This is a genomic window from Microbacterium sp. 10M-3C3 (genome assembly GCF_003931875.1).
Lineage (GTDB): Bacteria > Actinomycetota > Actinomycetes > Actinomycetales > Microbacteriaceae > Microbacterium.
In genome coordinates this window covers 2,880,507-2,901,477 of sequence record NZ_CP034245.1, presented here as the reverse complement: position 1 = coordinate 2,901,477, position 20,971 = coordinate 2,880,507, and the positions used below count along the sequence as shown (strand labels likewise).

16 protein-coding genes are annotated in these 20,971 nt (G+C 73.8%); 7 read left to right on the top strand and 9 right to left on the bottom strand.

Annotation, left to right across the window (positions count from 1 at the left end; all coding sequences use genetic code 11):
* Positions 1–31: 31 nt before the first annotated feature.
* Both EI169_RS14080 and EI169_RS14075 read right to left on the bottom strand, forming a co-directional pair.
* Positions 32–4,327 carry a hypothetical protein gene (locus tag EI169_RS14080; RefSeq protein WP_125132904.1) on the bottom strand — a complete coding sequence of 1,432 codons (4,296 nt, stop codon included), beginning with the start codon at positions 4,325–4,327 and terminating at the stop codon, positions 32–34.
* A gap of 205 nt (positions 4,328–4,532) precedes the next feature.
* Complete coding sequence (locus EI169_RS14075) at positions 4,533–5,285, bottom strand: GNAT family N-acetyltransferase (protein ID WP_125132903.1); 753 nt, start codon at positions 5,283–5,285, stop codon at positions 4,533–4,535.
* A 100-nt stretch (positions 5,286–5,385) separates the two neighbouring features.
* Between EI169_RS14075 and EI169_RS14070 the strand changes: the two genes are divergently transcribed.
* Positions 5,386–7,095, top strand: coding sequence for a long-chain-fatty-acid--CoA ligase (locus EI169_RS14070; RefSeq protein WP_240640466.1), 1,710 nt, complete (start codon positions 5,386–5,388; stop codon positions 7,093–7,095).
* A 130-nt stretch (positions 7,096–7,225) separates the two neighbouring features.
* Positions 7,226–7,831, top strand: a complete 606-nt coding sequence (locus EI169_RS14065) for a nucleoside deaminase (RefSeq protein ID WP_125132901.1) — start codon at positions 7,226–7,228, stop codon at positions 7,829–7,831.
* 7 nt (positions 7,832–7,838) lie between these two features.
* On the opposite strand, the gene EI169_RS14060 is transcribed toward EI169_RS14065, so the two are convergent.
* Positions 7,839–8,261: an SRPBCC family protein gene (locus EI169_RS14060; RefSeq protein ID WP_240640741.1), complete on the bottom strand. Its 423-nt coding sequence runs from the start codon at positions 8,259–8,261 to the stop codon at positions 7,839–7,841.
* 247 nt (positions 8,262–8,508) lie between these two features.
* Complete coding sequence (locus EI169_RS14055; protein WP_125132899.1) at positions 8,509–9,480, bottom strand: alpha/beta hydrolase fold domain-containing protein; 972 nt, start codon at positions 9,478–9,480, stop codon at positions 8,509–8,511.
* 59 nt (positions 9,481–9,539) lie between these two features.
* Between EI169_RS14055 and EI169_RS14050 the strand changes: the two genes are divergently transcribed.
* Both EI169_RS14050 and EI169_RS14045 read left to right on the top strand, forming a co-directional pair.
* Positions 9,540–10,010 (top strand): GNAT family N-acetyltransferase, encoded by a 471-nt coding sequence (locus EI169_RS14050; protein WP_125132898.1) that lies wholly within the window; start codon positions 9,540–9,542, stop codon positions 10,008–10,010.
* On the top strand, positions 10,007–10,696 hold the full coding sequence (locus tag EI169_RS14045) for a hypothetical protein (protein WP_125132897.1): 690 nt from the start codon (positions 10,007–10,009) through the stop codon (positions 10,694–10,696). The genes EI169_RS14050 and EI169_RS14045 overlap by 4 nt, the downstream gene beginning before the upstream one ends.
* Before the next feature lie 115 nt (positions 10,697–10,811).
* Here EI169_RS14045 and EI169_RS14040 read toward each other — a convergent pair whose 3' ends face one another.
* Together EI169_RS14040 and EI169_RS14035 are read right to left on the bottom strand one after the other, a co-directional pair.
* The gene (locus EI169_RS14040; protein WP_125132896.1) at positions 10,812–12,107 is read right to left on the bottom strand and encodes a glycosyltransferase; all 1,296 of its coding nucleotides are present in this window, start codon (positions 12,105–12,107) and stop codon (positions 10,812–10,814) included.
* Positions 12,104–14,248: a glycosyltransferase gene (locus tag EI169_RS14035; RefSeq protein ID WP_125132895.1), complete on the bottom strand. Its 2,145-nt coding sequence runs from the start codon at positions 14,246–14,248 to the stop codon at positions 12,104–12,106. The genes EI169_RS14040 and EI169_RS14035 overlap by 4 nt, the downstream gene beginning before the upstream one ends.
* A gap of 119 nt (positions 14,249–14,367) precedes the next feature.
* On the opposite strand from EI169_RS14035, the gene EI169_RS14030 reads away from it, so the two are divergent.
* From EI169_RS14030 to EI169_RS14020, 3 genes are all read left to right on the top strand, one after another.
* Positions 14,368–15,549, top strand: coding sequence for a polysaccharide pyruvyl transferase family protein (locus EI169_RS14030; RefSeq protein WP_125132894.1), 1,182 nt, complete (start codon positions 14,368–14,370; stop codon positions 15,547–15,549).
* A 149-nt stretch (positions 15,550–15,698) separates the two neighbouring features.
* The gene (locus EI169_RS14025) at positions 15,699–17,678 is read left to right on the top strand and encodes a S16 family serine protease (RefSeq protein ID WP_125132893.1); all 1,980 of its coding nucleotides are present in this window, start codon (positions 15,699–15,701) and stop codon (positions 17,676–17,678) included.
* 59 nt (positions 17,679–17,737) lie between these two features.
* Positions 17,738–18,571, top strand: a complete 834-nt coding sequence (locus EI169_RS14020) for an aldo/keto reductase (protein ID WP_125132892.1) — start codon at positions 17,738–17,740, stop codon at positions 18,569–18,571.
* A 30-nt stretch (positions 18,572–18,601) separates the two neighbouring features.
* On the opposite strand, the gene EI169_RS14015 is transcribed toward EI169_RS14020, so the two are convergent.
* The 3 genes from EI169_RS14015 to EI169_RS14005 form a co-directional block, all read right to left on the bottom strand.
* Complete coding sequence (locus EI169_RS14015) at positions 18,602–18,823, bottom strand: hypothetical protein (RefSeq protein WP_125132891.1); 222 nt, start codon at positions 18,821–18,823, stop codon at positions 18,602–18,604.
* A gap of 43 nt (positions 18,824–18,866) precedes the next feature.
* Positions 18,867–19,805 carry a DNA-3-methyladenine glycosylase 2 family protein gene (locus tag EI169_RS14010; protein ID WP_125132890.1) on the bottom strand — a complete coding sequence of 313 codons (939 nt, stop codon included), beginning with the start codon at positions 19,803–19,805 and terminating at the stop codon, positions 18,867–18,869.
* Positions 19,806–19,894: 89 nt separating this feature from the next.
* Positions 19,895–20,623: a winged helix-turn-helix domain-containing protein gene (locus EI169_RS14005; RefSeq protein WP_125132889.1), complete on the bottom strand. Its 729-nt coding sequence runs from the start codon at positions 20,621–20,623 to the stop codon at positions 19,895–19,897.
* Positions 20,624–20,971: the final 348 nt, after the last annotated feature.

The window sequence follows — 20,971 nt, the reverse complement described above, 5'->3', positions numbered from 1 at the left end:
ACCGGGGCGCGAGGCCGCGCGGCGAAAAGGATCACGACCACCGCCTCCTTCCGCGGCGCCACGAGCGCACGGCGGCGGTGGTCAGGACGAGCGCGAGCACGGCGGCACCGGCGAAGAGGAAGGCGTCCGCACCGATCCCGCCGGTGAGCGGCAGCGTCAGCGGCGGCACCGCGGCGTTGACGAACCGGTACGCGACGGTCTGGCCGGCGGCGGGCGCGGTGATCGTCGACCCCGTGACGGGAATCCACGTGGTGCCTTCCAGCCGCTCGAGGCGCAGCTGCTGGTACGCCAGCCGCGAGGGCGTGGTCACCGCCTCCGACAGCGTGTAGGCATGGCCGGGGCGCACTTCGATCGTGTTGGCCGGGTTGCCGTTGGCCGCGTCGTAGTCGGCGCCCACGCGACTCTGCACCGGCAGCGAGACGCCGGGAAGGCTCGCCGGGGCGGCGGTGATCGTCCACTGCGGCGGTTGGAATCCCGGCCGGGGGGTGACCACCTGCGCGAGCAGCACGATGGCGGCGGTCGCATTCGTGACTGTGCACGTCAGCGCGGACCCGGTGGCGGGTGTGACGTCACCGACGTCCGACACGGGCACGACCGCCCCGGTCGCGTCCACGCAACTCCACGCCCCGACCTGGACGTAGGCTCCCTGTGTCGTGGACTCCGCGAGGCGGTACGTGCGGCCGGGACTCACGGCGACGCCGGTCGCACCGGCGCTGCCGGAGACACCCGTCGGCCCGGGAAGTGCACCCGCGGGCGCCGTGGCCGTGAGCGTCCACGCGGCCGGCGACGCGGCGCCGAAGGAGACCTTCTTCACCAGGCTCATCGTCGTGAGCGGTTGGTTGACGAGCGTGCACGCGATGCTCGCGGAGGGGGCGATGTTCGTCAGGGCGCCGCTGACCACCCCGCCGCTGGACGTGAACGTCACCGGGACGGCGGTGCCGTTGACGGTGCAGGAGGCGCTCACGAAGGTGAAGCGGGGCTGCTGCACCTCCGAGATGGTCAGGGTCGCGCGCGAGGATGCCGCGCCGAACAGCACCGTCCACGTCGCGGTGCCCGCCGCATCCGTCACCTGCCGCGGGGCTTCGCTCGGCAGGACGGTCGCGGTGCCGGTCGTCGCGGTGGCCGCGGTGCCCAGTGTCCAGCCCGCCGCGGGCGCCGACTGCGTCGTCGCCGGGTCGAGCACCCGCTTGGTGACGGTGACCGTGGCCACCGGCGAGGGCGAGTTGAAGAACGTGCACACCACGTTCGCCCCGAAGGTGGCCGGCATCGTGAAGGCCAGGGTCGCGCTCGTGCCGTTCGCGACGCGCACACCGTCGCTCCAGCACTCGGCGCGGATCGTATAGGCGCCGATCACGGAGGCCGACCCGGTCGCCATCGCCTCCGAGATCGACAGGGCCGTCCCCACCGCCGCCGGGTAGGGGCCGATCTGCGGGGTCTGGCGGCCGGTGGTCGATCCGGCGGTCGTGAAGGAGGCGATCGCGCCGGCACTGCCGGACAGGGTCACCTGGAACTGGTCGGAAGGCGCGGCGCGACCGACGACGTTCTTCAGCACCGAGACGGTGCCCGGGCCGGTGCAGCTGCCCAGGTCGGTCGAGGCCAGGTCGATGCGCGGCGAACCGCTGACGCGGGTCCACGTGTTCGGATCGAACTCGTACACGCTCGTGCTGCTCGAGAGGTACACGGTGCCGCGCGGGGAGAACGCCAGACCGTTCACGCTGCCGAAGGCCGGGGAGGCGTCCAGTCCCACGAGGGCGCGGGTCAGGGAGGTGTTCACCGGCAGCGTCCCGCCGTTGGCGGCCGACAGCGCGTCGGCCGTGATCGTGAAGATCGCGGCGCTGCTGGCGTTGTTCACCGTGGCGGCGCCCAGCACGTAGAGGTTGCCGCGCGCATCGAAGGCCATGTCGCCGTTGCCGTTCGGCGCCGTGCCGGTGCTGAACGAGCCCAGATATGCGAAGCGGCTGGCGCCCGGATTGGTCTCGGTGAAGCTCCACAGGTGGAACAGGCCCGCGTTGAACTTTCCGAAGATGTAGCGTCCACCGGTCAGGTCGACGGCCCCGGCGACGATGCTGCCGGGGACCGCTGCGCCGGTCCCCGTCACCGTCGTGTACGCGGTGTCGGCCAGTGTTTGGAAGCCGCCCGTCGTCGACCACTTCAGCATGGACACCACGCCGGCCCCGTCGGAGGCCGAACGGTTGACCGCGTACGCCACGGAGCCGCCGGCGCCCACCCCGAGGGAGTTCGCGCCGGTCGCATTCGGCCATGTGCCGACCGTCGTCTGCGCTCCGTTGACGATGTCGGCCTGCACGAGCGCGCCGGTGCCCGTGACGGAGTAGAACAGCCCCGAGTCGCACGCGAGCTTGACCTGCTGAAGCGTGTTGGAGAAGGTGCACACGAGTTCCGCGCCGGCATCGGGAGGAGTCGTGATGGTGCCGGAGCGCGACGCGCCCGTCGCCACCACGGTGCCGTCGCGTGTGCACTCGTAGCTGCTCGCATAGCCGAGCGCCGCGCCGGAGGTCGGCGTCTCGTGGATCGTGTAGGCGGTGTTGGGGCTGACGATGAACCGGGTGATCTGCTCGGCCTGGATGCCGGTCGCCGTGCCCGTGGTGGTCGCCGACGCGAGCACCGTCCCTCCGCTGCGCAGCGAGAGGGTGACCTGGTCGGTGGATGCGGTGCGCGCGGGGAGGTTCTTGCGGACCGTGATGCGTGTCGCCGGCGTCACGGTGAGGCTCGCGGTCTCAGGAGCCGCCAGCACCGTCGCCACCGAGGCCGGGGTGTTCGCGTAGGTGCCGGCCTCGGCGGCGACGACGTCGACGGTCACCGTGCAGCTCGCCGTGCCCGCCGGCAGATCGCCGCCGGTCGCGCCGATCGTGGTGGCGCCGGCCGCGGCTGACACGGCGAACGCCGTGCCCGTCGCCTGCGTGCACGTGCCCGCGATGTTGGGTGTGGGAGCGACGACGAGTCCCGACGGGAGCGTGTTGGTGAACGACCAGTCCGCTTTGGCGGCGAGTTCGCTCGTGTTGGTGATGGTGTATGTCAGCGTGGAGCGGGTGCCCGCCGCGACGGTCGCGGGGGCGAAGGCCCAGTCCAGGCTCGGGGTCGCGTCGAGCACGCGGATGCCGTCGACGCCGAAGGCGCTGCCGGCTCCCGTGGTGGCATTCGTCAGGCGCACTTGCGCAGCCGCGATCTGCGCCGGAGTGAGCAGGGCCGCGGCCGATCCCGTGAAGGTCGCCGCCCGCGCGGAGGCCGAGAGGGCGGGATCGAGAGCACCGCCCTGCGCCGGCAGTGCGGGGGAGGAGGCGTAGAAGACGCTGCCGGTCGCCGCGCACGGCACGACGCCGCTCGGGAACGCATTCAGGAGAACGGTCGCGCCACTGACGAGGGCGAGCGAGAGGGACGCGTTGTTCGTGCCGCACTGTGCGCCCGCGGCGTCGAACTGCAGCGTGTAATACCGGGATGCGCCGGCGAACACGCCGATGCCCGATGTGGTCTGCGCGACGATGCTGCCCCCGGTCACGGTCCCGTAGGGGAACGCGACGAGTGCGTGATTGCTCCGGGTGGAGGCGGTCGAGCCGGTCACCGGCGCGTTCGCCGCCGACCCGCCGGCGACCCCTGCCGCCACCTGACCGAGGACGTCGGCGAGGCGGCGGGTTTCGCGGGCGGCGAGCGTGCTGACGCCGAGCGATTGCGACGGGCAGAAGGCCGTGTTGGGGTACGTCGCGGTGTAGTTGACCAGGACGCCCGTGCAGGCGGTGCCGTTGGCCCACCCGGTGGAGGCGGTGTAACGGCCGGACGCGTACGTGGAGATGCCCGTCGGCGTCGTGGTGCTCAGCCCCTGTTCGAACGTCTCGACCCACACCTGACCGGGCTGCTCGGGGACTCCGGCGGCGAGAACTCCGATGGCGGCGCGCGGGGCGAAGGGAAGCGCCGTGGTCTCGGGCGTCGCGTCCGCAGAGCTCGATCTCGGCGCGTCGCCGCCGGGGTCGGCAGGCCCGGTCGCAGAGGTCGGCGCGGTGGGCTCCGACGGCTTGGACGCCTCGGGGACATCCGGCGATGCGCCGGCGTCCGACTCGGCCGCGGGGGATGCCGGCGCGGGCGCCGCCTCGGTCCCGGGGGACGGCGCATCCGTCGGGGTGGCCGAGGGCGCGCTCGTCGGCTCCGCGCTCGGCTCCGCGCTCTGCGGTGCGCTCGGTGCCGTGGCCGCTGCCGCGACGCCTCCGGGTGCCATGAGCGCCCCGGCGACGAGCGCGACCGCCGTCGCGACACGCGCGATGCGGTCGGCTCGGCGTCGTGCGCGCGACGAACGGGCATGGGGGGAGCGGGAAAGCACGGATCTCTCTTTCGGCAGGCCGAAGGTCGCCGAACATCGCCGGGGGGACGGCGGGATCCGGGGGACGGACTTGCGGAGCGTCGAGGGGGATGTGACGCCCGAAGTTGGACTCTTGTCTAAACCGTAGGAAAGGAAATCCCTCTGCGTCAATCGGAGGATTCGAACATTCGGTGAAGATTTCCCGGTCCGCGCGGCGCGCTCGCGCTCACACGTCGCGGCGCACGACGGTGTAGCGCTCCTTCTCCTCGACGGGGCGGAAGTCGCGCGCCGCGAACAGCCCGCGCGGCCCGCGGAACTGCGCCGCGTCCGAGGAGCCCTCCGCGTCGACGGGATACCCCTCGACGTGCGTGAGGCCCCGCGCCGCCGCATCCGCGACCACGCGGTCCAGCAGCGCGGACGAGACGCCGTGGCGGCGGTAGGGCGGCGCGACGACGAAGCACGAGACGCCGGCGACGCGGGCGGGGTCGGGGCCGCCGGGGTCGACGTCGGCGTACTTGCGATAGGTCGCGCGCGGCGACGCGTTCACCCACCCCGCGACGTGCCCGTCCACGTACGCGAGGTAGCCGAGGGTCGCGCCCGCCCGCAGGCGCTCGATCATGTCGGCCCGGATGTCGCGCCACGGCCGCTCGGCGTCCTCGCCGGTGTGCGGGCTCAGGCAGTAGCACGACGCCCAGTCGGGATTGTCCGCGAACGCCTCGTGGTCGAAGAACTGCAGCCAGTCGTCGATGCGGTCGGGCGTCACCGGATGCACCTCGATCGGCCCGATCGCGTCGAGCCGCTCGGTCGGCCCGGTCTGCCGTCTCGATGCCTCGGCGAAGTTGCGCGCCCATGCGCGCACCTCGTCGTCGTGGTACGGCACGTCGTGCGCCGAGCGCACGTGCCGCAGCATGTCGTCGATGAGGGCGTCGATGTCGTCGCCGTCGACCCGCTCGTCCTGCGCGAAGCACTCGATCCACATGGCGCCCCATCCTCGTCCGGTCGCGCTCGGCGCACCACCCCCCCCGCGGCAGACCCGCACTGCCAGGCGACGCTCGGCGCCGCGCCGTACTGTGTGGGAGGTGACCTCCGAGAGTGCGCCCCGCCCGCTGTCCGACCGTCCGTGGCTCTCGGCCTACGCCGAGGGCGTGCCGCCCGAGATCGCGCCCGTCGAGGAGACTCTCGTGGACATGCTCGACGCATCCGTCGCCCGCTACGGCCGCGACGTCGCGCTGGAGTTCTTCGGTGCGCAGACGACCTACGCGGAGCTCGGCGACCGGGTCTCGCGCGCGGCGAACGCGCTGCGCCGTCTCGGGGTCGAAGCGGGCGACCGGGTCGCGCTCGTGCTGCCGAACTGCCCGCAGCACGTCGTCGCGTTCTACGCGGCGCTGCGCCTGGGTGCGATCGTCGTCGAGCACAACCCCCTCTACACGCCGCGCGAGCTGCGCCACCAGTTCGAGGTGCACGAGGCCGTCGTGGCGATCGTGTGGGACAAGGTCGCCGACGTCGTCGCCGACTTCCCGGCCGACATCGCGCCCGCGGCGATCGTCGCGGTCGACCTGACGGAGGCCATGCCGTGGACGACGCGCGCCGCACTGCGGCTGCCTGTGCCCCGCGCACGCGAGTCGCGCGCCGCCCTCACCGCGACCCCGACCGCGAAGGGCGTGATCGAGTGGTCGCGCTTCGTCGGCGGCCGGCGCCTGCCCCGGCGGCATCCCGCGCCCGCACTCGACGACATCGCGCTGCTGCAGCTGACGAGCGGCACCACCGGCACCCCGAAGGCGGCGATCCTCACGCACCGCAACCTCCGCTCCAACGCCGCGCAGGGGCGCGCGTGGGTGCCGGGGCTGCACGAGGGCGAGGAGACCTTCTACGCCGTGCTGCCGATGTTCCACGCCTACGGCCTCACGCTGTGCCTCACGTTCGCGATCTCGATCGGTGCCCGGATCGTGCTCTTCCCGCGGTTCGACGTCGACCTCGTCGTGTCGGCGGCGCGCAAGAGCCCGCCGACGTTCCTCCCCGGCGTCCCGCCGATGTACGACGCGCTCGCCCGCGCGACGACGCGCAAGGGCGTCGACCTCTCCAGCATCCGCTTCGCGATCTCGGGGGCGATGAGCCTGCCGGTCGCCACTGTCGCGCGCTGGGAGGAGGCCACCGGCGGCCTGCTGGTCGAGGGGTACGGGATGACGGAGACCTCACCGGTGGCCCTCGGCAATCCGATCGGACCCACGCGGCGGCCGGGCACGGTTGGGGTGCCGTTCCCGAGCACCGAGATCCGCGTCGTCGACCCCGACGACCCGAGCGTCGACCGCGCGCCGGGTGAGGCGGGGGAGCTGCTGGTCCGCGGCCCCCAGGTGTTCCAGGGGTACTGGGGGCGCCCCGACGAGACGGCCGCCGTGCTGCTCGCCGACGGGTGGCTGCGCACGGGCGACATCGTGACGGTCTCGGATGATGGCTTCGTGAGCGTCGTCGACCGCGTGAAGGAGCTCATCATCACGGGCGGGTTCAACGTCAGCCCGAGCGAGGTCGAGTCGGTGCTGGCGCAGCATCCGGATGTCTCCGCCGCCGCCGTCGTCGGGCTGCCGCGGTCCGCCGGCGGCGAGGAGGTCGTCGCCGCCGTCGTGCTCCGCGAGGGCGCCGCGTTCGACGCGAGCGCTCTCCGCGAGTTCTGCCGCGGCCAACTCGCCGCCTACAAGGTGCCCAAGCGCATCGTCGCCGTCGACGACCTCCCGCGCTCGCTCATCGGCAAGGTGCAGCGCCGCGCCGTGCGCGAGCGCCTGCTGAGCGACTGAGCCGGGCCGGGCCGGTCCGCGCCGGCGGCGTTACACGTCGGACACAACGGGAAACTCCGCGTCAACACGCGCGGCGCATGCTGGACGCGGGCGCCGCGCGGCGGCGCCGAGCACCGAAGGAAAGAACCGCATGCAGCTGTCCGCCGACTCGTACACCCTCGCCCTGCCGTCCTGGATCGGCGATGCCCTCGCCGACGTCCCCGACGTGCTGCCCACGCGGGAGGAGCGGATGCGGCTGGTGCACGCGCTCGCCGACCGCAACTGGCGCGAGGGCAACGGCGGTCCGTTCGCGGCACTCGTCGCCGAGTCCGCGACCGGGCGCATCGTGTCGGTCGGCGTCAACGTCGTCCTCGGCAGCGGCGTGTCGTCCGGGCACGCCGAGGTGATGGCGCTGGGCACCGCGCAGCGGGCGGTCGGCTCGTGGGATCTGGGCGGCGCGGGGCTTCCCGAGCACGAGCTCGTCGTCAACTGGCGGCCGTGCGTGCAGTGCTACGGCGCGACGATGTGGTCGGGCGTGCGCACGCTCGTCGTGGCGGGGTCGGGTCCGGAGCTCGAGGAGATCACGACCTTCGACGAGGGCCCGATGCGCGAGGACTGGGCCGACCAGTTCCGGGCCCGCGGCATCGACGTCGTCGACGGCGTGCTGCGCGATGAGGCTCTCGCCGTCTTCCGCGCCTACCGCGAGTCGGTCGACGTCGGCGGCTCGCTCGTCTACAACGCCCGCGCGGCCGACTGAGCCGCCCTCAGCCCTCGAGCAGGGCCTTCGCGCGGGCGAGGCCGGCGGCCAGGGTCGAGCGCGCCGACTCCGCGACGATCGGCTCGACGATCCGCAGCATCCCGCTCGGCGACGCCTCGATCGTGGCGGTGACGCGGCATCCGGCATCCGTGTCGGCGACGTCGAACCGCAGCCTCGTCGGCATCGTGCCCGACGTGCTCGTGGCGGCCATCGTCGTCGGCGGGTCGAACGCGGTCACCCGCCAGTCGAACTCGATCTCGCGGCCCATGACCGTCATGCGCGTGCGGATCGCGCTGCCGATCTTCACCGGCGGGGGCGTCAGCAGCTCCTCCGAGACGACCGAGCGGTCCCACTCGGCGCGACGCGCCGGATCGGTGAGGAATGCGAAGACGGATGCGGCGTCGCGGGCGATCTCGACACGCTCGACCATCGTGAACACGGCGCTCCTCTCGGCGGGGTGTCCAGCCTCCCACGCCTCCGCGCGTGCGGGTCCGGGCGGACGCAGTAAGGGCCGGTCGGAGAGGCTTCCGACCGGCCCTTGTCCCTTGCACCAAGAGTGTCCTGCAATCACATGCCGGTGATCGCCACAGCAAAACGATCACCGTGCGAAGATTGTATAACGGCGAGGTAACGGCGCGGAAGAGTTTCCCGTTACCTTTTCGTGATTCTTAAGCCGCTCATCGGATCTCCCCAGTCGAACCGCAGTCCAGGGTGCGGATGCGGCGGCCCATGCGGTCCATGCTCGCGGCGGCGTAGGGCGATCCGACCGCGTTCAGGTGACCGTGCGGGACGCCGGCGGCCACGACCTCCTCGACGTCGACGCCGGCGTCGCGCAGCTGCGCGGCGAACGCGGCACCCGACGAGCGCAGGTCGTCGAACTCGTCCGTCTCGAGGTACGTCGGCGGGAACGCGGACAGGTCGTCGGCGAGCCCGGGGAACGCGTCGGCAGTGGCGGAGGCGCCGCCGAGGTAGTTGGCGTTCAGCTCGGCGGTGGCCTCGGGGCGGAAGCGGAACGCCTCGGGCACCTGCGCGACACACGCCTCGAGCTCGGCGTCCGCGGGCGGCAGCGCGGCGTGCAGCACGGGGTACAGCAGCAGCGCGAGGTCGGGGGCGGCGCCCGCGAGCGCGGCGCGCCGGGCGACGCCGGCGGCGAGGTTGCCGCCGGCGCTCGCCCCGCCCACCACGACGCGCGCGTACCCCTGACCGCGCAGCCACGCGTAGACGGCGTCGCAGTCGTCGCCCGGAACCGGATGGTGCACGCCGTCGACCGCGAGCCGGTAGTCCACCGACACCACGCGCGCGCCCGTGCGCAGCGCCAGGCCGCGGGCCACGGCATCCGCCTCCGGCATGTCGAGGTCGCCGCCGATGAACGCTCCGCCGTGCATCCACTGCACGGCCGTCGCCGGCAGGGAGCCCGGCCGTGCGTAGACGCGCACGGGAACGTCACCGTGCGGGCCGGGGATGAGCCGATCCACGACCTGCAGCTCGCCCGCCTCCGGCGGCCCGAAGGGCGCCGCGATCTCGGCCCACGCGTCGACGCCGTCGGCGGCGGGGTCGGTGGGATCGCCGGGAACGTCCCACAGGCGTCGCACGCGTTCGGCGTATTCGGGTGCCCAGCGGCCGGTCGGCGTCGTCGTCGCGTCCGTCACCCACCCGACGCTACCCTCCGGCGGCGCGGGCCCCGCTGCGGCGCGACTAGCGTGAAGGAGTGAGAGAGATCCACCGGGCGAACGTCGCCGACATCGACCCCGTCGCCCTGTACCGCATCCTGTGGCTGCGCGTGACGGTTTTCGTCGTCGAGCAGCAGGCGGCGTATCCCGAGATCGACGGCCGAGACCTCGAGCCGGGCGCCGAGCTCATGTGGGCGGTCGAGGACGGCGAGATCCTCGCGACGCTGCGCATCCTGTGCGGCGATGAGGCGCTGCGCATCGGCCGTGTCGCGACCGCCGTGCCGGCGCGCGGACGCGGGCTCGCGGCCGATCTCATGCGGGCCGCCCTCGAGCGCTGTGCGCACCTCGCGCCCGACCTGCCCATCGACCTCGACGCGCAGATGCAGCTCGAGGACTGGTACGGCCGGTTCGGCTTCGTGCGCGTCGGCGACCCGTACGAGGAGGACGCCATCCCGCACATCCCGATGCGTCGGCCCGCTGAGCCGGCTGTCGCGGAGGGCGCCGAGTGACCGCGCTGCCGCCCACGCGTGTCGTCATCCCGTGGCGCCCCGCCCCGTCGCGTCTCGACGCGTTCGAGCGTGTCGTTGCGTGGTACCGCGCGGCGCTTCCCGGTGTGCCCGTGCAGACCGTCGACACCGACGACGATCCGTTCGTGCTCGCGGCGTGCCGCAACCGGGCGATGCGCGAAGCCGACGCCGACGAGGTCGTCGTCGTGGGCGACGCCGACACGATTCCGGAGCGCGAGCCGCTGATCGAGGCGATCCTCACGGCCGCCACGAGCAGCCTCGTCCAGCTGCCGTACGACGAGTACCGGTGGCTCGGACGCAGCGGGTCGGCCGACTACGCCGCGGGCGTGCCGCTGCCCGAATGCACCGTCGAGCAGTTCGTCGACGGAGCGTGCTCGGGGGTCTACGTCGCGACCCCTCGCGTGTGGGCGCGTCACGGCGGTCAGGACGAGCGCTTCCGTGGGTGGGGCTTCGAGGATGCGGCATGGAACCTCGCGCACACGACCCTGCTGGGCTCCCCGCCCCAGCGCCATCACGGCCGGGTCTACGCGCTGCACCACGTCGGCGAGGTGCGTGCGGGCGCGCACTACGACGCCAGCGCGGCGCGCATGGAGCAGTACCGTGCGGCGGCCGGCAACCCGGCTGAGATGGCGGCCCTGATAGGACTCGTGGCCGCACCCCGCGCCTGACCTGCGCCGTGCCCCCACCGTGCCCCCCGGGAGGAGATCCGGCGTGCGGAGGGCCGATCCGCCGCATCCGTCCTCCCGAAGCGGAATCTCCTCCCGAAGCCGACCCGCCGGCCGGCTACGCGCCGCCCACGGTCGCGCGCGCGATGCGCGGGCCGGGCTGCGCGCGCTGCGCCGCGGCCGCGGCGGCCAGCGCCGCGCGGCCCGCGAACGAGGGCTCGGCGATGTCGCGCAGGGCGGCGGCGAGCTCGTCGACGGACGCGGCGTTCGGATCGAGCGTTCGGCCGAAGCCGGTGCGCTCGATCGCCGCGGCCCCGGCGAACTGGTCGGTGGAGAAGGGCAGCACGAGCAGCGGCACGCCGTGGCCGACCGCCTCGGTCACGGAGTTGTTGCCCCCGTGCGTCACCGCCGCGGCCGCCGAGGCGAGCAGACGCACCTGCGGCAGGTACTCCGCGACGAGCCAGTGGCCCGGGATCGGACCGAGGTCGGCGGCATCCGTCGTGCCGGTCGCGATGGCCGCGCGCAGGCCCGCCTGCCGCAGCGCCGCCGCCACGCGCGCGAGCACGTCGCCGCGCACCGAGAGGAAGCTGCCGAAGCTCACGTACACGAACGGCCCGCCCTCGGCGATCCACCCCTCGACCCCGGATGCGGCGGCCTCGGCGCGCGGCGTCGACCCGAGGAACCGGTGCGGCGGAAGCGCGCGGCCGTCGCCGGCGGCGAGCTCGGCGGGGTAGTTGTACAGCACCGTGTCGCCGTGCAGCGCGAACGCGTCGGCGACGGGCGCCGCATCCGGATCGAGAACGGACGCGGCCTCGTTCCATTGCGCGGTGAACCGCCGCGCCACCTCGTCGCACACGCGGCGCAGGTCGGCGAGGTCGGCCGGGTCGGGGGAGAAGGCGGCGGGCCACGCGGGCGGATAGCCGTAGACCTCGCCGGCGACCGGCAGGGCGCTCGGGTGGCCGAGCACGACGTCGCCGTACGCGATGCCGCGCGTGTGCAGAGCGAGGCGCGCGCTGTACGCCAGGTGGTCGACGAGGATCGCGTCGGGGCGCACCTCGTCGATCACACGGAGCGTCGCGCGGGCCCGGTCGACCGGCTGCCACATGAGGTCGGTCAGCCGCTCGCGGGCCTGGTAGGCGAGCGTGGGAACCATCCCCTCGCGCGTCGCGGCGAAGAAGCCCTCGAGGGAGGCCGCCTCCTCCGCCTGCTGCTCGGAGCTGCGGATGACGCCCGCGTTCGCGCCGCGTCCGAGCGGGAGGTCGACGCGGCGGTAGCCGAACTCCGCGACGATCGGCGCGGTGGCGGGGCCGGTCGCGACGACGACGTCATCGCCCGCGTCGCGCCACGCGGTGCCGAGCGCTGCGAGCGGGAGGAGGTGGGAGGCGTAGTCGGGGCTGATGATCAGCAGCGTCATGCGAGCAGGCCCGCCGCACGCTGCAGCTCGGCCTCGCCCTGCGCGACCGACCGGTACACCGGCGCGAGCATCGCGGCCATGCCCTGGATCGTGAAGCGCGCCGCGACGAGGTCGCGCGCCTGACGCGCCGCGCCGTCGTCGCCCGCCGCCGCCCGCTCGAGAGCCTGACCGACCGCGGCGACGAGCTTCCCCGGGTCGGCCGTCTCGGTGAGGAAGCCCGTAAGGCCGTCCTCGACGTAGGTGGCCGGTCCGCCGCTGTCGGGCGCGACGACGAGGAGGCCCGTCGCCATGGCCTCGAGGATCGCGAGGCCGAACTCCTCCTTGAGGCTCGCGCATACATACACCCCGCCCGCGGCGGCCCGGCCGGGGAGACCGAAGCGCGCGGCCGCGAGCCAGTCCGCCGCGACGTCGTTCGAGCGGTGGCCCGTGAGCAGCAGCCCGCGCGCGGCGCGCTCGGCCGGCGGCACGGCGACGCGGATGCGGTCGAGCTGCTCGCGCTCGTCGGCCGACGGGTTCTCGAGGTCGCCCCCGATCACGAGCAGGTTCGCGGCGTCGGCGAGCGGCCCGTCCGCCCACGCCTGGACGAGGGTCGCCATGCCCTTGATGCGGTGCATCCGCCCGGCCGTCACGAGGAGCGGAAGGCGGCGGCGCTCCTCGGGGAGTGCGTCGAGGAGGCCCGCGAGCTCGGCGAGGGCGCCCTGGGGCGCCGCGCCCTCGGCGACGGCGCGAGCCCGTGCCACCGCACGATCGACGACCTCGAGGTCGACGCCTTCCGCGACGACGGTGTGACGCTCGGGGTGCGAGGAGAGGTCGATGCCGACGAGCGCGCGCATGTCGCGCTCGAGCTCGGGCCGGGGGAAGAACACCGAGTGCGCGGCGGAGGCGGCGAGGCTCTGGACGAGGTGCGTGCGGAACCAGAAGTGCTCGGCGAGGTCGGCGGGGCCGAAGTCCTCGCGCGTGAGCGTGCCCGACCGCTCGAGCGACGCGATCACACTGTGCGGGTCGGGCGCGACGGTGAAGACCGTCGGGATGCCCAGCTCGCGCGCGACGTCGGCGGCGGCGAGGCTCCCGACGTCGGCCATGCGGAGGTGGAGCACGTCGACGCGGCCGGCGGCGCGCAGCAGGCGCCGGATGCCGCGGCGCACGCTCACGCGCAGGGGCCAGGCCGCGGCCGACGCGACCGGGGGCGGGCTGAGCGGGACGTGGCCGTACACGTGCCCCGCCTCGCCGCCCGCGACCTGCAGGAGGTCGGGCCCGGCCTGGGCCGCGGTGCCGCGCGAGAGGGTCAGGACGCGCCGGACGTCGCCGTCGGCCGCGATGAGGGCGTCGCCCAGGCGCACGAGCAGGGTCGCGATGCCGCCGTTGTCGCCCGCGCCTGCGGCGGAGAGCGATGGGTCGACGTCGGCGTGGAGGAACAGTTGCGCGATCGTGAGTCCGCCCCCGGCGTCGCGGACGACGGGGGCCGGCTCGGCGTCGATGAGCGCGAGCCGCGCAAGGTCGCCGAGGACGCCGCCCTCGACCACGAGGTCCTCGAGCGTCGCGAGGGCGGCGTGCTCGCGACGCTGGCCCAGTGCGGCCACCGCCGCCTCGCGGACGGCGGCGGGGGCTGTGGCGTCCGTCGCCCACGCGCGCAGCGGTCGCACGGCGAGCGGGTGGCGCACGAGGCCCATCGTCTCGACGAGGCGCGCTCGCGCGTCGTAGGGAAGGGTGCCGGTGCTCGCCGTCTCCAGCGCGACCGCGAGCAGCTCGCCGGCTCCCGTCGACCACTTCTCGAGCGTGTGCTGCGCGATCATGCCGGTGAAGCCCCCGTCGGCGACGAGCCGGATGAGGCGCCCGACCGCGTCGGGCCGGGCGGGGCGTCGGCCGAGCGCCGCTGCGGCGTGCTCGACGATGTACGGCCGGCGGGAGGAGAGCAGGCTCGACAGCAGCCGCGCGGCCTCCTCGTCGTTCATCTCCGCGAGGGCGTGCACCGCGGCGATCGCCGCGAGGTCGTCGTCGCCGGCGAGCGCCGCCGACAGCACGCGCAGCGTGCGGACGCCGGGATCGCGACCGGCCTCGAACGCGAGGTCGTCTGCGGCGCGCATCGCCTCCACGATCGAGGGTGCCTCGGTGATGCGGTCCATCGCCGTCTGAATGCCCATGTTGCCCTCCGAGCCGGCGCCGAGCGGGCGCCGTCGGGAATCGTACTGGGACAATCCGAACAGAGCCTACGGTTGACGGGGCGCCGAAGTTCGGCTCCGCATTTCTGCGAGGGAGACGCGTGGGCGTTCTGACGATCGGCGACATCGGCGTGGTGTCGGGGATGATCCACATCGGCGACGAGGCCATGTTCGAGGCGGCACGCGACGAGCTGGGCGCGCGCGGCGTCGACATCGTGGGCGTGTCCTCCGCGCCGGAGGAATCCTCCGCCCGGTACGGCGTGCCGTGCGTGCCGCGGCTCGGCTTCGTGGGGCTGGATCGCGATGCCGCGGCGCGGCGCGCCGAGCGCCTCGTCGCCGCCGCTGGGGGCCGCGCGACGCTCGAGTCCGGCGACCCCGCCGCCGCCGCGCTCGCGGCGCTCGGCGACGCCTCGGGTGTGCTGATCGCCGGCGGCGGCAACCTCGCGTCCCGGTGGCCGGTGCACGTCTTCGAGCGGACGACCCTCGCCGCGATGGCGCGGGCGCGCGGGCTGCCCGTCGTCGTGTCGGGGCAGACGTTCGGTCCCGACCTGGAGCCCGCCGACGCCGACCGGGTGGCCGGCATGGTGCGCGCCGCGGCGCGCACGGGGGTGCGCGAGCACGCCTCGGCCCAGCTCGCGCGCTCGTGGGGCGCGGCGGTGCACGCGGGCGTCGACGATGCGTCGTTCCTCGGCGGCGGTCCGCGCGCGACGAACGGCCCCGCCGCATCCGGCCCCGTCCTCGTGAGCCTGTCGGGGTGGTTCGCCGGGCGCCCGGCCGACGAGGTCGAGCGCGGCATCGCCGCCCTCCTCGACCGCGCAGCCGACACGGTCGGGCCCGTCGTCTTCCACGCCCACTTCGGCCCCGAGACGGCCGGCGCCGTCCCGGCCGGCGACGCCGCGCTGCACGAGCGCGTGCGGTCGCGGATGCGGCGGCCGAGCGAGGTCGTGCCCAGCGGCGACTCGCGCACCGCAGCGGCGCTGGCGCGCACCGCGCGCGTGCTCGTGACCAGCCGCTACCACCCGGCGGTCTTCGCCGCGCCGGCGGGCGTCCCGATCCTTTCGCTCGCCGCGGACGCGTACACGCGCATCAAGCTCGGCGGCGCGCTCGGCCACTGGGGACAGGACGCGGTACTCGACCTCGATGAGCTGGCGGACGCGCCGGCGCGCCTCGATGCGGCCGCCGCATCCGCCCCTCGGATCGCGCGCGAGGCGGCGGCGCGGCTCGCCGGCCATCGATCGGCCGCGTCGACGTGGTGGGACGCGGTGGCCGCCGCCCTGGCCTGACCGCGCGGGCACGATCCCCCCACAACTGGGGTGTGAGTAAGCGCGGCGGCCTCAACCGGTTCAGCGATGCTGGAACCACCCCCGTCACACATCCGGGTCGACGCCGCCACCTGCCGCGTCCACCGGCTCCTCCGCTCCGGAAAACGCGTATGCCCCGTCCTGCTCTTCACCGCGCCGCCGCCCTCCCCGTGCTCGCCGTCGCGACCGCACTCGCCGTCACCGGCTGCTCCGTCTTCCCGTTCCCTGTGTCGTTCGGCGAGTCCGCCGGCGAGGAATCGACCGGATTCCGTTCGAGCGAGGCCACGCTCAACGTGCTGTACGCAGCCGGCGACACCGGCGGCGTCGCGCAGCAGCGGGTCTCCGTGCGCCCGTCGGACGACGGCGAATTGAGCATCGACATCTCCGAAGACGAGGTGAGCGGCGTCGGCGCGATGACCCAGGCCGCTTCGTGGAACGCCGTCTCGGTCGCGACGCTGCTCACCGGCGCGCCTCTCGACGTCGCCTACCGGTTCGCATTTGACGGCAGAATCGACGGGCCGAGCGCGGGCGCGCTCACCACGGTGGGCCTGCTGTCGCTGTACTACGGCGACGACATCTCGCCCGACGCCACGATGACCGGCACGATCAACCCGATGGGCACGGTCGGCACGGTCGGCGGCATCCCCGAGAAGGTTCAGGGCGTCATCGACGCGGGCGAGCTCGACACCGTCCTGATCCCCGCCGGGCAGCGCAACTCGCCGAACGCGCAGGGCGAGCTCGTCGACGTCGTGCAGCTCGGTGCGTCGGGCGGCGTCGAGGTCGTCGAGGTGGCCGATCTGTACGAGGCCTATCCGCTCCTCACCGGCAGCGAGCTGCCGCGCCCCGCCCAGCCCGACACGCCGAAGGCGAGCGAGACGGGCTACGCGAAGTTCCGCAGCGAGGCCGACACCATGCTCGCGACCTACGACCGCGCGGCGGCGGAGTTCACGGCGCTGGATCCCGCGCTGCAGGCCTCGGCCGGCACGCTTCCCGCCGACGCCGCGGCATCCGCCGACCGTGCGCGGAGCCTGCAGACGCAGGGCCTGCAGGGCGGCGCGTTCTTCGAGGCCTCCCAAGCGGCGCTGCTCATGCAGGCGACGACGAGCGCGTTCCAGACGATGCAGTCGCTGCTGACCACGGGCGGCACCGCGATCGACGCTCAGCTGCAGGCAGCTCAGACCGCCGAGACCGAGTTCGTGGCCTTCCTCGACTCGCTCGGAACGTACACGCCCCAGACCCTCGCCGACGCCGAGGCGCTTATCTCGGCGTACGGCAACGCCTTCGATGCGTACTCCCTCCAGCAGTACGCGGTGGGCGCCCTGCAGAACATCGCCGACACGATCGCATCCGCCGGCTACACCTCGATCGAACAGCTCCTCACGGACGTGCTGCTCCCGTTGATCTACTACGACTTCTCGCGCGGGCAGCTCGCGTTCGCCGAGTCGGTGTTCACGATCGGGCGCGACAACGAGGGCGCGGCGATCGCGGAGGGGGCCGAGCTCGAGACGATCGCCTCGTTCTTCCGTCGCGCCGCCGACGCCGACTGGGCGGCTTTCGAGACCGGCGTGCTGCAGCCCGCGGCGGAGGCCCGCGGCGTGTCGACGGACGTGTTCCGGAGCCGGCTGAGTGGCATCGACCTCGACGTCGCGCTGTCGTGGACCGCCCAGCAGTCGCTGCCGACGATCGAGCAGTACGTCGGCACCGGCGCGAACGCCGCCTACGCCGCCATGGGCTACGGCTACGCGAACTACGCGCGCAACGCCGTGCTCATCGAGAAGTACTACAACAACGGCGTCCTGGACGAGAACCTGAACCTCGTGGGGGTCTCGTCCGAGACGGTGCTCACCCGAGCCCTCGATCTGGGGCGCGAGCAGACGGCCCGCGCGCTGGGTGTCCTCGCCGACAACGCCACCGACGCGATCGTGACGACCGGTGCGTACGAGCAGTCCGGTGTCGCGCGCGAGGGCGATGTGTCCGACAAGTTCCAGGCGATGGCGCAGTACGCCGGAGCGTTCGTGATGGGGCGCATCCTCGCTTTCGCGGGCGGCTTCGAGCGCGACGGCTACGAGGGTGCGTCGTCGCGCGGCGGAGATCTCGGACGTGGGGCCTAGCTCCGGCGGGCGTGTCGCGCAACGGCGCGCCGCGCCCGCACGTCGGCGAGGATGACGGTATGACCAACATTCCCACCGTGACCCTCGCCGACGGCGTCGCCTTCCCCGAGCTCGGCCTCGGCACGTACAAGCTGCGCGGCGACGACGGCGTGGCCGCGATCGTCGCGGCGCTCGAGTCGGGCTACCGGCTGCTGGATTCGGCCGTGAACTACGAGAATGAGGGCGAGGTCGGCGAAGCGGTGCGCCGCAGCGGCATCGACCGCGACGAGATCCTCGTCACGACGAAGATCCCCGGGCGCGACCACGGGTACGACGAGACCCTGGCGAGCGCGTCGCGATCGCTCGAGGCGCTCGGGCTCGACCGCATCGACCTGTACCTGATCCACTGGCCGAACCCGAGCGTGGGCAAGTGGCTCGACACGTGGCGCGCGATGATCGAGCTGCAGCGCCGGGGCGTCGCGCGGTCGATCGGCGTGTCGAACTTCACCGAGCCGATGCTGCGCCGACTCGCCGAAGCGACCGGCGTGGTGCCCGTCGTGAACCAGGTGGAGCTGCATCCGTACTACCCGCAGGACGAGCTGCGCGCGGTCCACGCCGAGCTCGGCATCCGCACCGAGAGCTGGAGCCCGCTCGCCCGGCGGAGCGAGCTGCTGGCAGAGCCGGTCGTCGCCGACATCGCGGCGGCCCACGGGGTGACTCCCACCCGCGCGGTCCTCCGCTGGCACGTGCAGCTCGGCTCCACCCCGATCCCGAAGTCGGCCGACCCGGACCGGCAGCGCGAGAACGCCGACGTGTTCGGCTTCGCTCTCACCGACGACGAGATGGCGGCCCTGTCGGGCCTGCGCCGCGGCCGGCTGTGGGGCGGCGACCCCGACACGCACGAGGAGATGTGAGCCCGCCGCATCCGGTCCGCACGGCGGGCGTCAGAGCTGGATGCCGCGGTCCTCGTCGTTCACGCCGCTGTTGCGGCCGCGCCACGACTCGTAGGCGATGAGCCAGCCGATCGAGACGGCGGCGGCGAGCACGATGCCGAGCCAGACGCTGCCGAAGACGAGGCCGAACAGCACGCCGAGTCCGAGGAGCACGACGGTCCCCAGGAGCCACGGCATGCGGCCGCGGGGCCATCCGGTGCGACGCTCTGCCATGTTCCCACCCTAGACGGCGGCGCCCCCGGCGTCCGACGGAACGTCAACGGTCGCGGTGATCCTCGGGGTGCACGCGCGGACCGCGACGCGGTTCGAACACGCCCGCGGCGAGGATGTACCGGATGGCGCGCTGCCGGTGCCCGAGCCACGGCTCCAGGAGCTCGAGCATGCCGTCGTCGTCGACCCGCGAGCCGGTGAGCGCGTATCCGACCTGGTGGGCGAGGTGGTAGTCGCCGACACTCACCGCGTCGGGGTCGCCGAACGCGCGGATGCGCGCTTCGGCGCTCGTCCACACGCCGATGCCGCGGATGCTCGTGAAGACGCGATCGCGCGCGTCGCCGTCGACCGCGGCCTCGGCAGCCGCGACGAGCGACGCGCCCCGTCGCGCGGCCTCGACGATCGTGCGCGACTGCGGCGGCTCGAGTCCCGCGCGATGCCACGACCACGACGGGATGCGGCGCCAGCCGTCGATGTCGGGCGGGGCGAACATCGGTCGCGGCGTGGGTCCGGGGGCGCGCTCGCCGAACCACGTGAGCAGGCGCCGCCACGCGGAGAACGCCTGCAGCCCCGTCACCTTCTGCTCCATGATCGCGCTCGCGACCGCCTCGAAGACGAGGTCGGTGCGTCCGATCCGCAGCCCGGGATGGCGGTGGTGGGCCTCGGCGACGAGCGGATGCAGCGACGCGTCGAAGCCCGTGGGGTCGTCGTCGGCGCCGCACAGCCGCGGCAGCTGGCCGAGCGCCCAGCGCGCGCCGGGCCCCCACGCGGCCACCCGGACCGAGCCGTCGGCCGTGGGGCGCAGCGCGAGCGTCGCGACGCCGTCGGGCGTGCGGCTCGCGCGCCACACGACGCCGTTGGCCACGGTGAGCGCGGGGTCGTTGGCGCCGTGCCGCTGCGCGAGCACCGCCCGGGCGACGTCGACGGCATGCCGCGGCCGGTACGTCGTCTCGACCGGACGCGGCGGGGCGACGATCGGGCTCACCCCGGCACTCTACGTCCGTTCGCCGACACCGCGCGCCCGCAGTCGCGCACGCGTAGGGCGCGGCGAGCCGGAACGCCGACGGGCGGTGATCAGAAGCGGTCGGGCGAGGGCGTGCCGTGGCCGTAGCGGATGACGACGTCGGCGTGACGGTCGAAGCGATAGCCGACGCCGCGGACGGTGCGCACGATGTCCTCGTACGCGCCGAGCTTCGCGCGCAGCCGGCGCACGTGAACGTCGATCGTGCGCTCGCCCGGGGCCTCGTCCTCGCCGGCGCCCTGCCACAGCGACGCGACGAGCTCGCTGCGGTCGATCGTGCGTCCCTCGCGCAGGACGAGGTACTGCAGCAGCTCGAACTCCTTGAACGTGAAGGCGGCCGACTGGCCGTCCAGCAGCACGCGCTTACGGGAGATGTCGACGACGACGCCCCCGGGAGCGCGATCCTCATCCTCCTCGGGCTCGGGCTTGGTGCGCGCGACGGCGGAGGGCTCGTGGAGGGCGAGGCGCACGACATCGACGTCGCGGCCGCCGGCGCCGACGGGAGCCAGCGCGACGGTCGCGTGGGTCTGCGCGCTGGGCGCGAGCTCGGCGAGCGTGCGGCGCAGGGCCTCGACGAGCTGGGGGAGCGAGACGCCGTCGGCGGCGGCCTTGTCCTCGTCGATGCCGACGTACAGGGCGAAGCCGCGCGGAGCAGTCCCGGCGGGGAGGCTGCGCGCGGGGGCGGGAGCGGCCGGAGCGGAAGCCGGAGCGGACGTGGTGTCGGGGACGGCGCGGAGGTGGCGGATGCGGGCGGGACGGTCGAGGAGGGCGGCGGTCGACATGATGATGGGTGTCCTTGCGGAAGGGATGCGCGCAGTGCGCGGATCCGGGAGATGTGCGCGAGGGCCGCTGCGGGGCCCGGGAGACGAGGCACACGGCTACGCCTGATCGACGCGTAGTCCGATGCGCTCGGGGACGACCGTGCTCGGCGTTCAGAAGCGCGAGCGGCGTCCGGCGGGGGTCACCGTGTCAGCGACACATTCGACACAGCACGACGCGGCCGGGCATCATCATCCCGGCAGTCCAGTTCGCCTCCCAGGCGGACAGAGAACGCGCGTTGTCGGTCATGTCGCGATTATGACCGAATGCGTCTCCACGCGTCAAATCGCTACGTCGCGAGACGCGCCAGA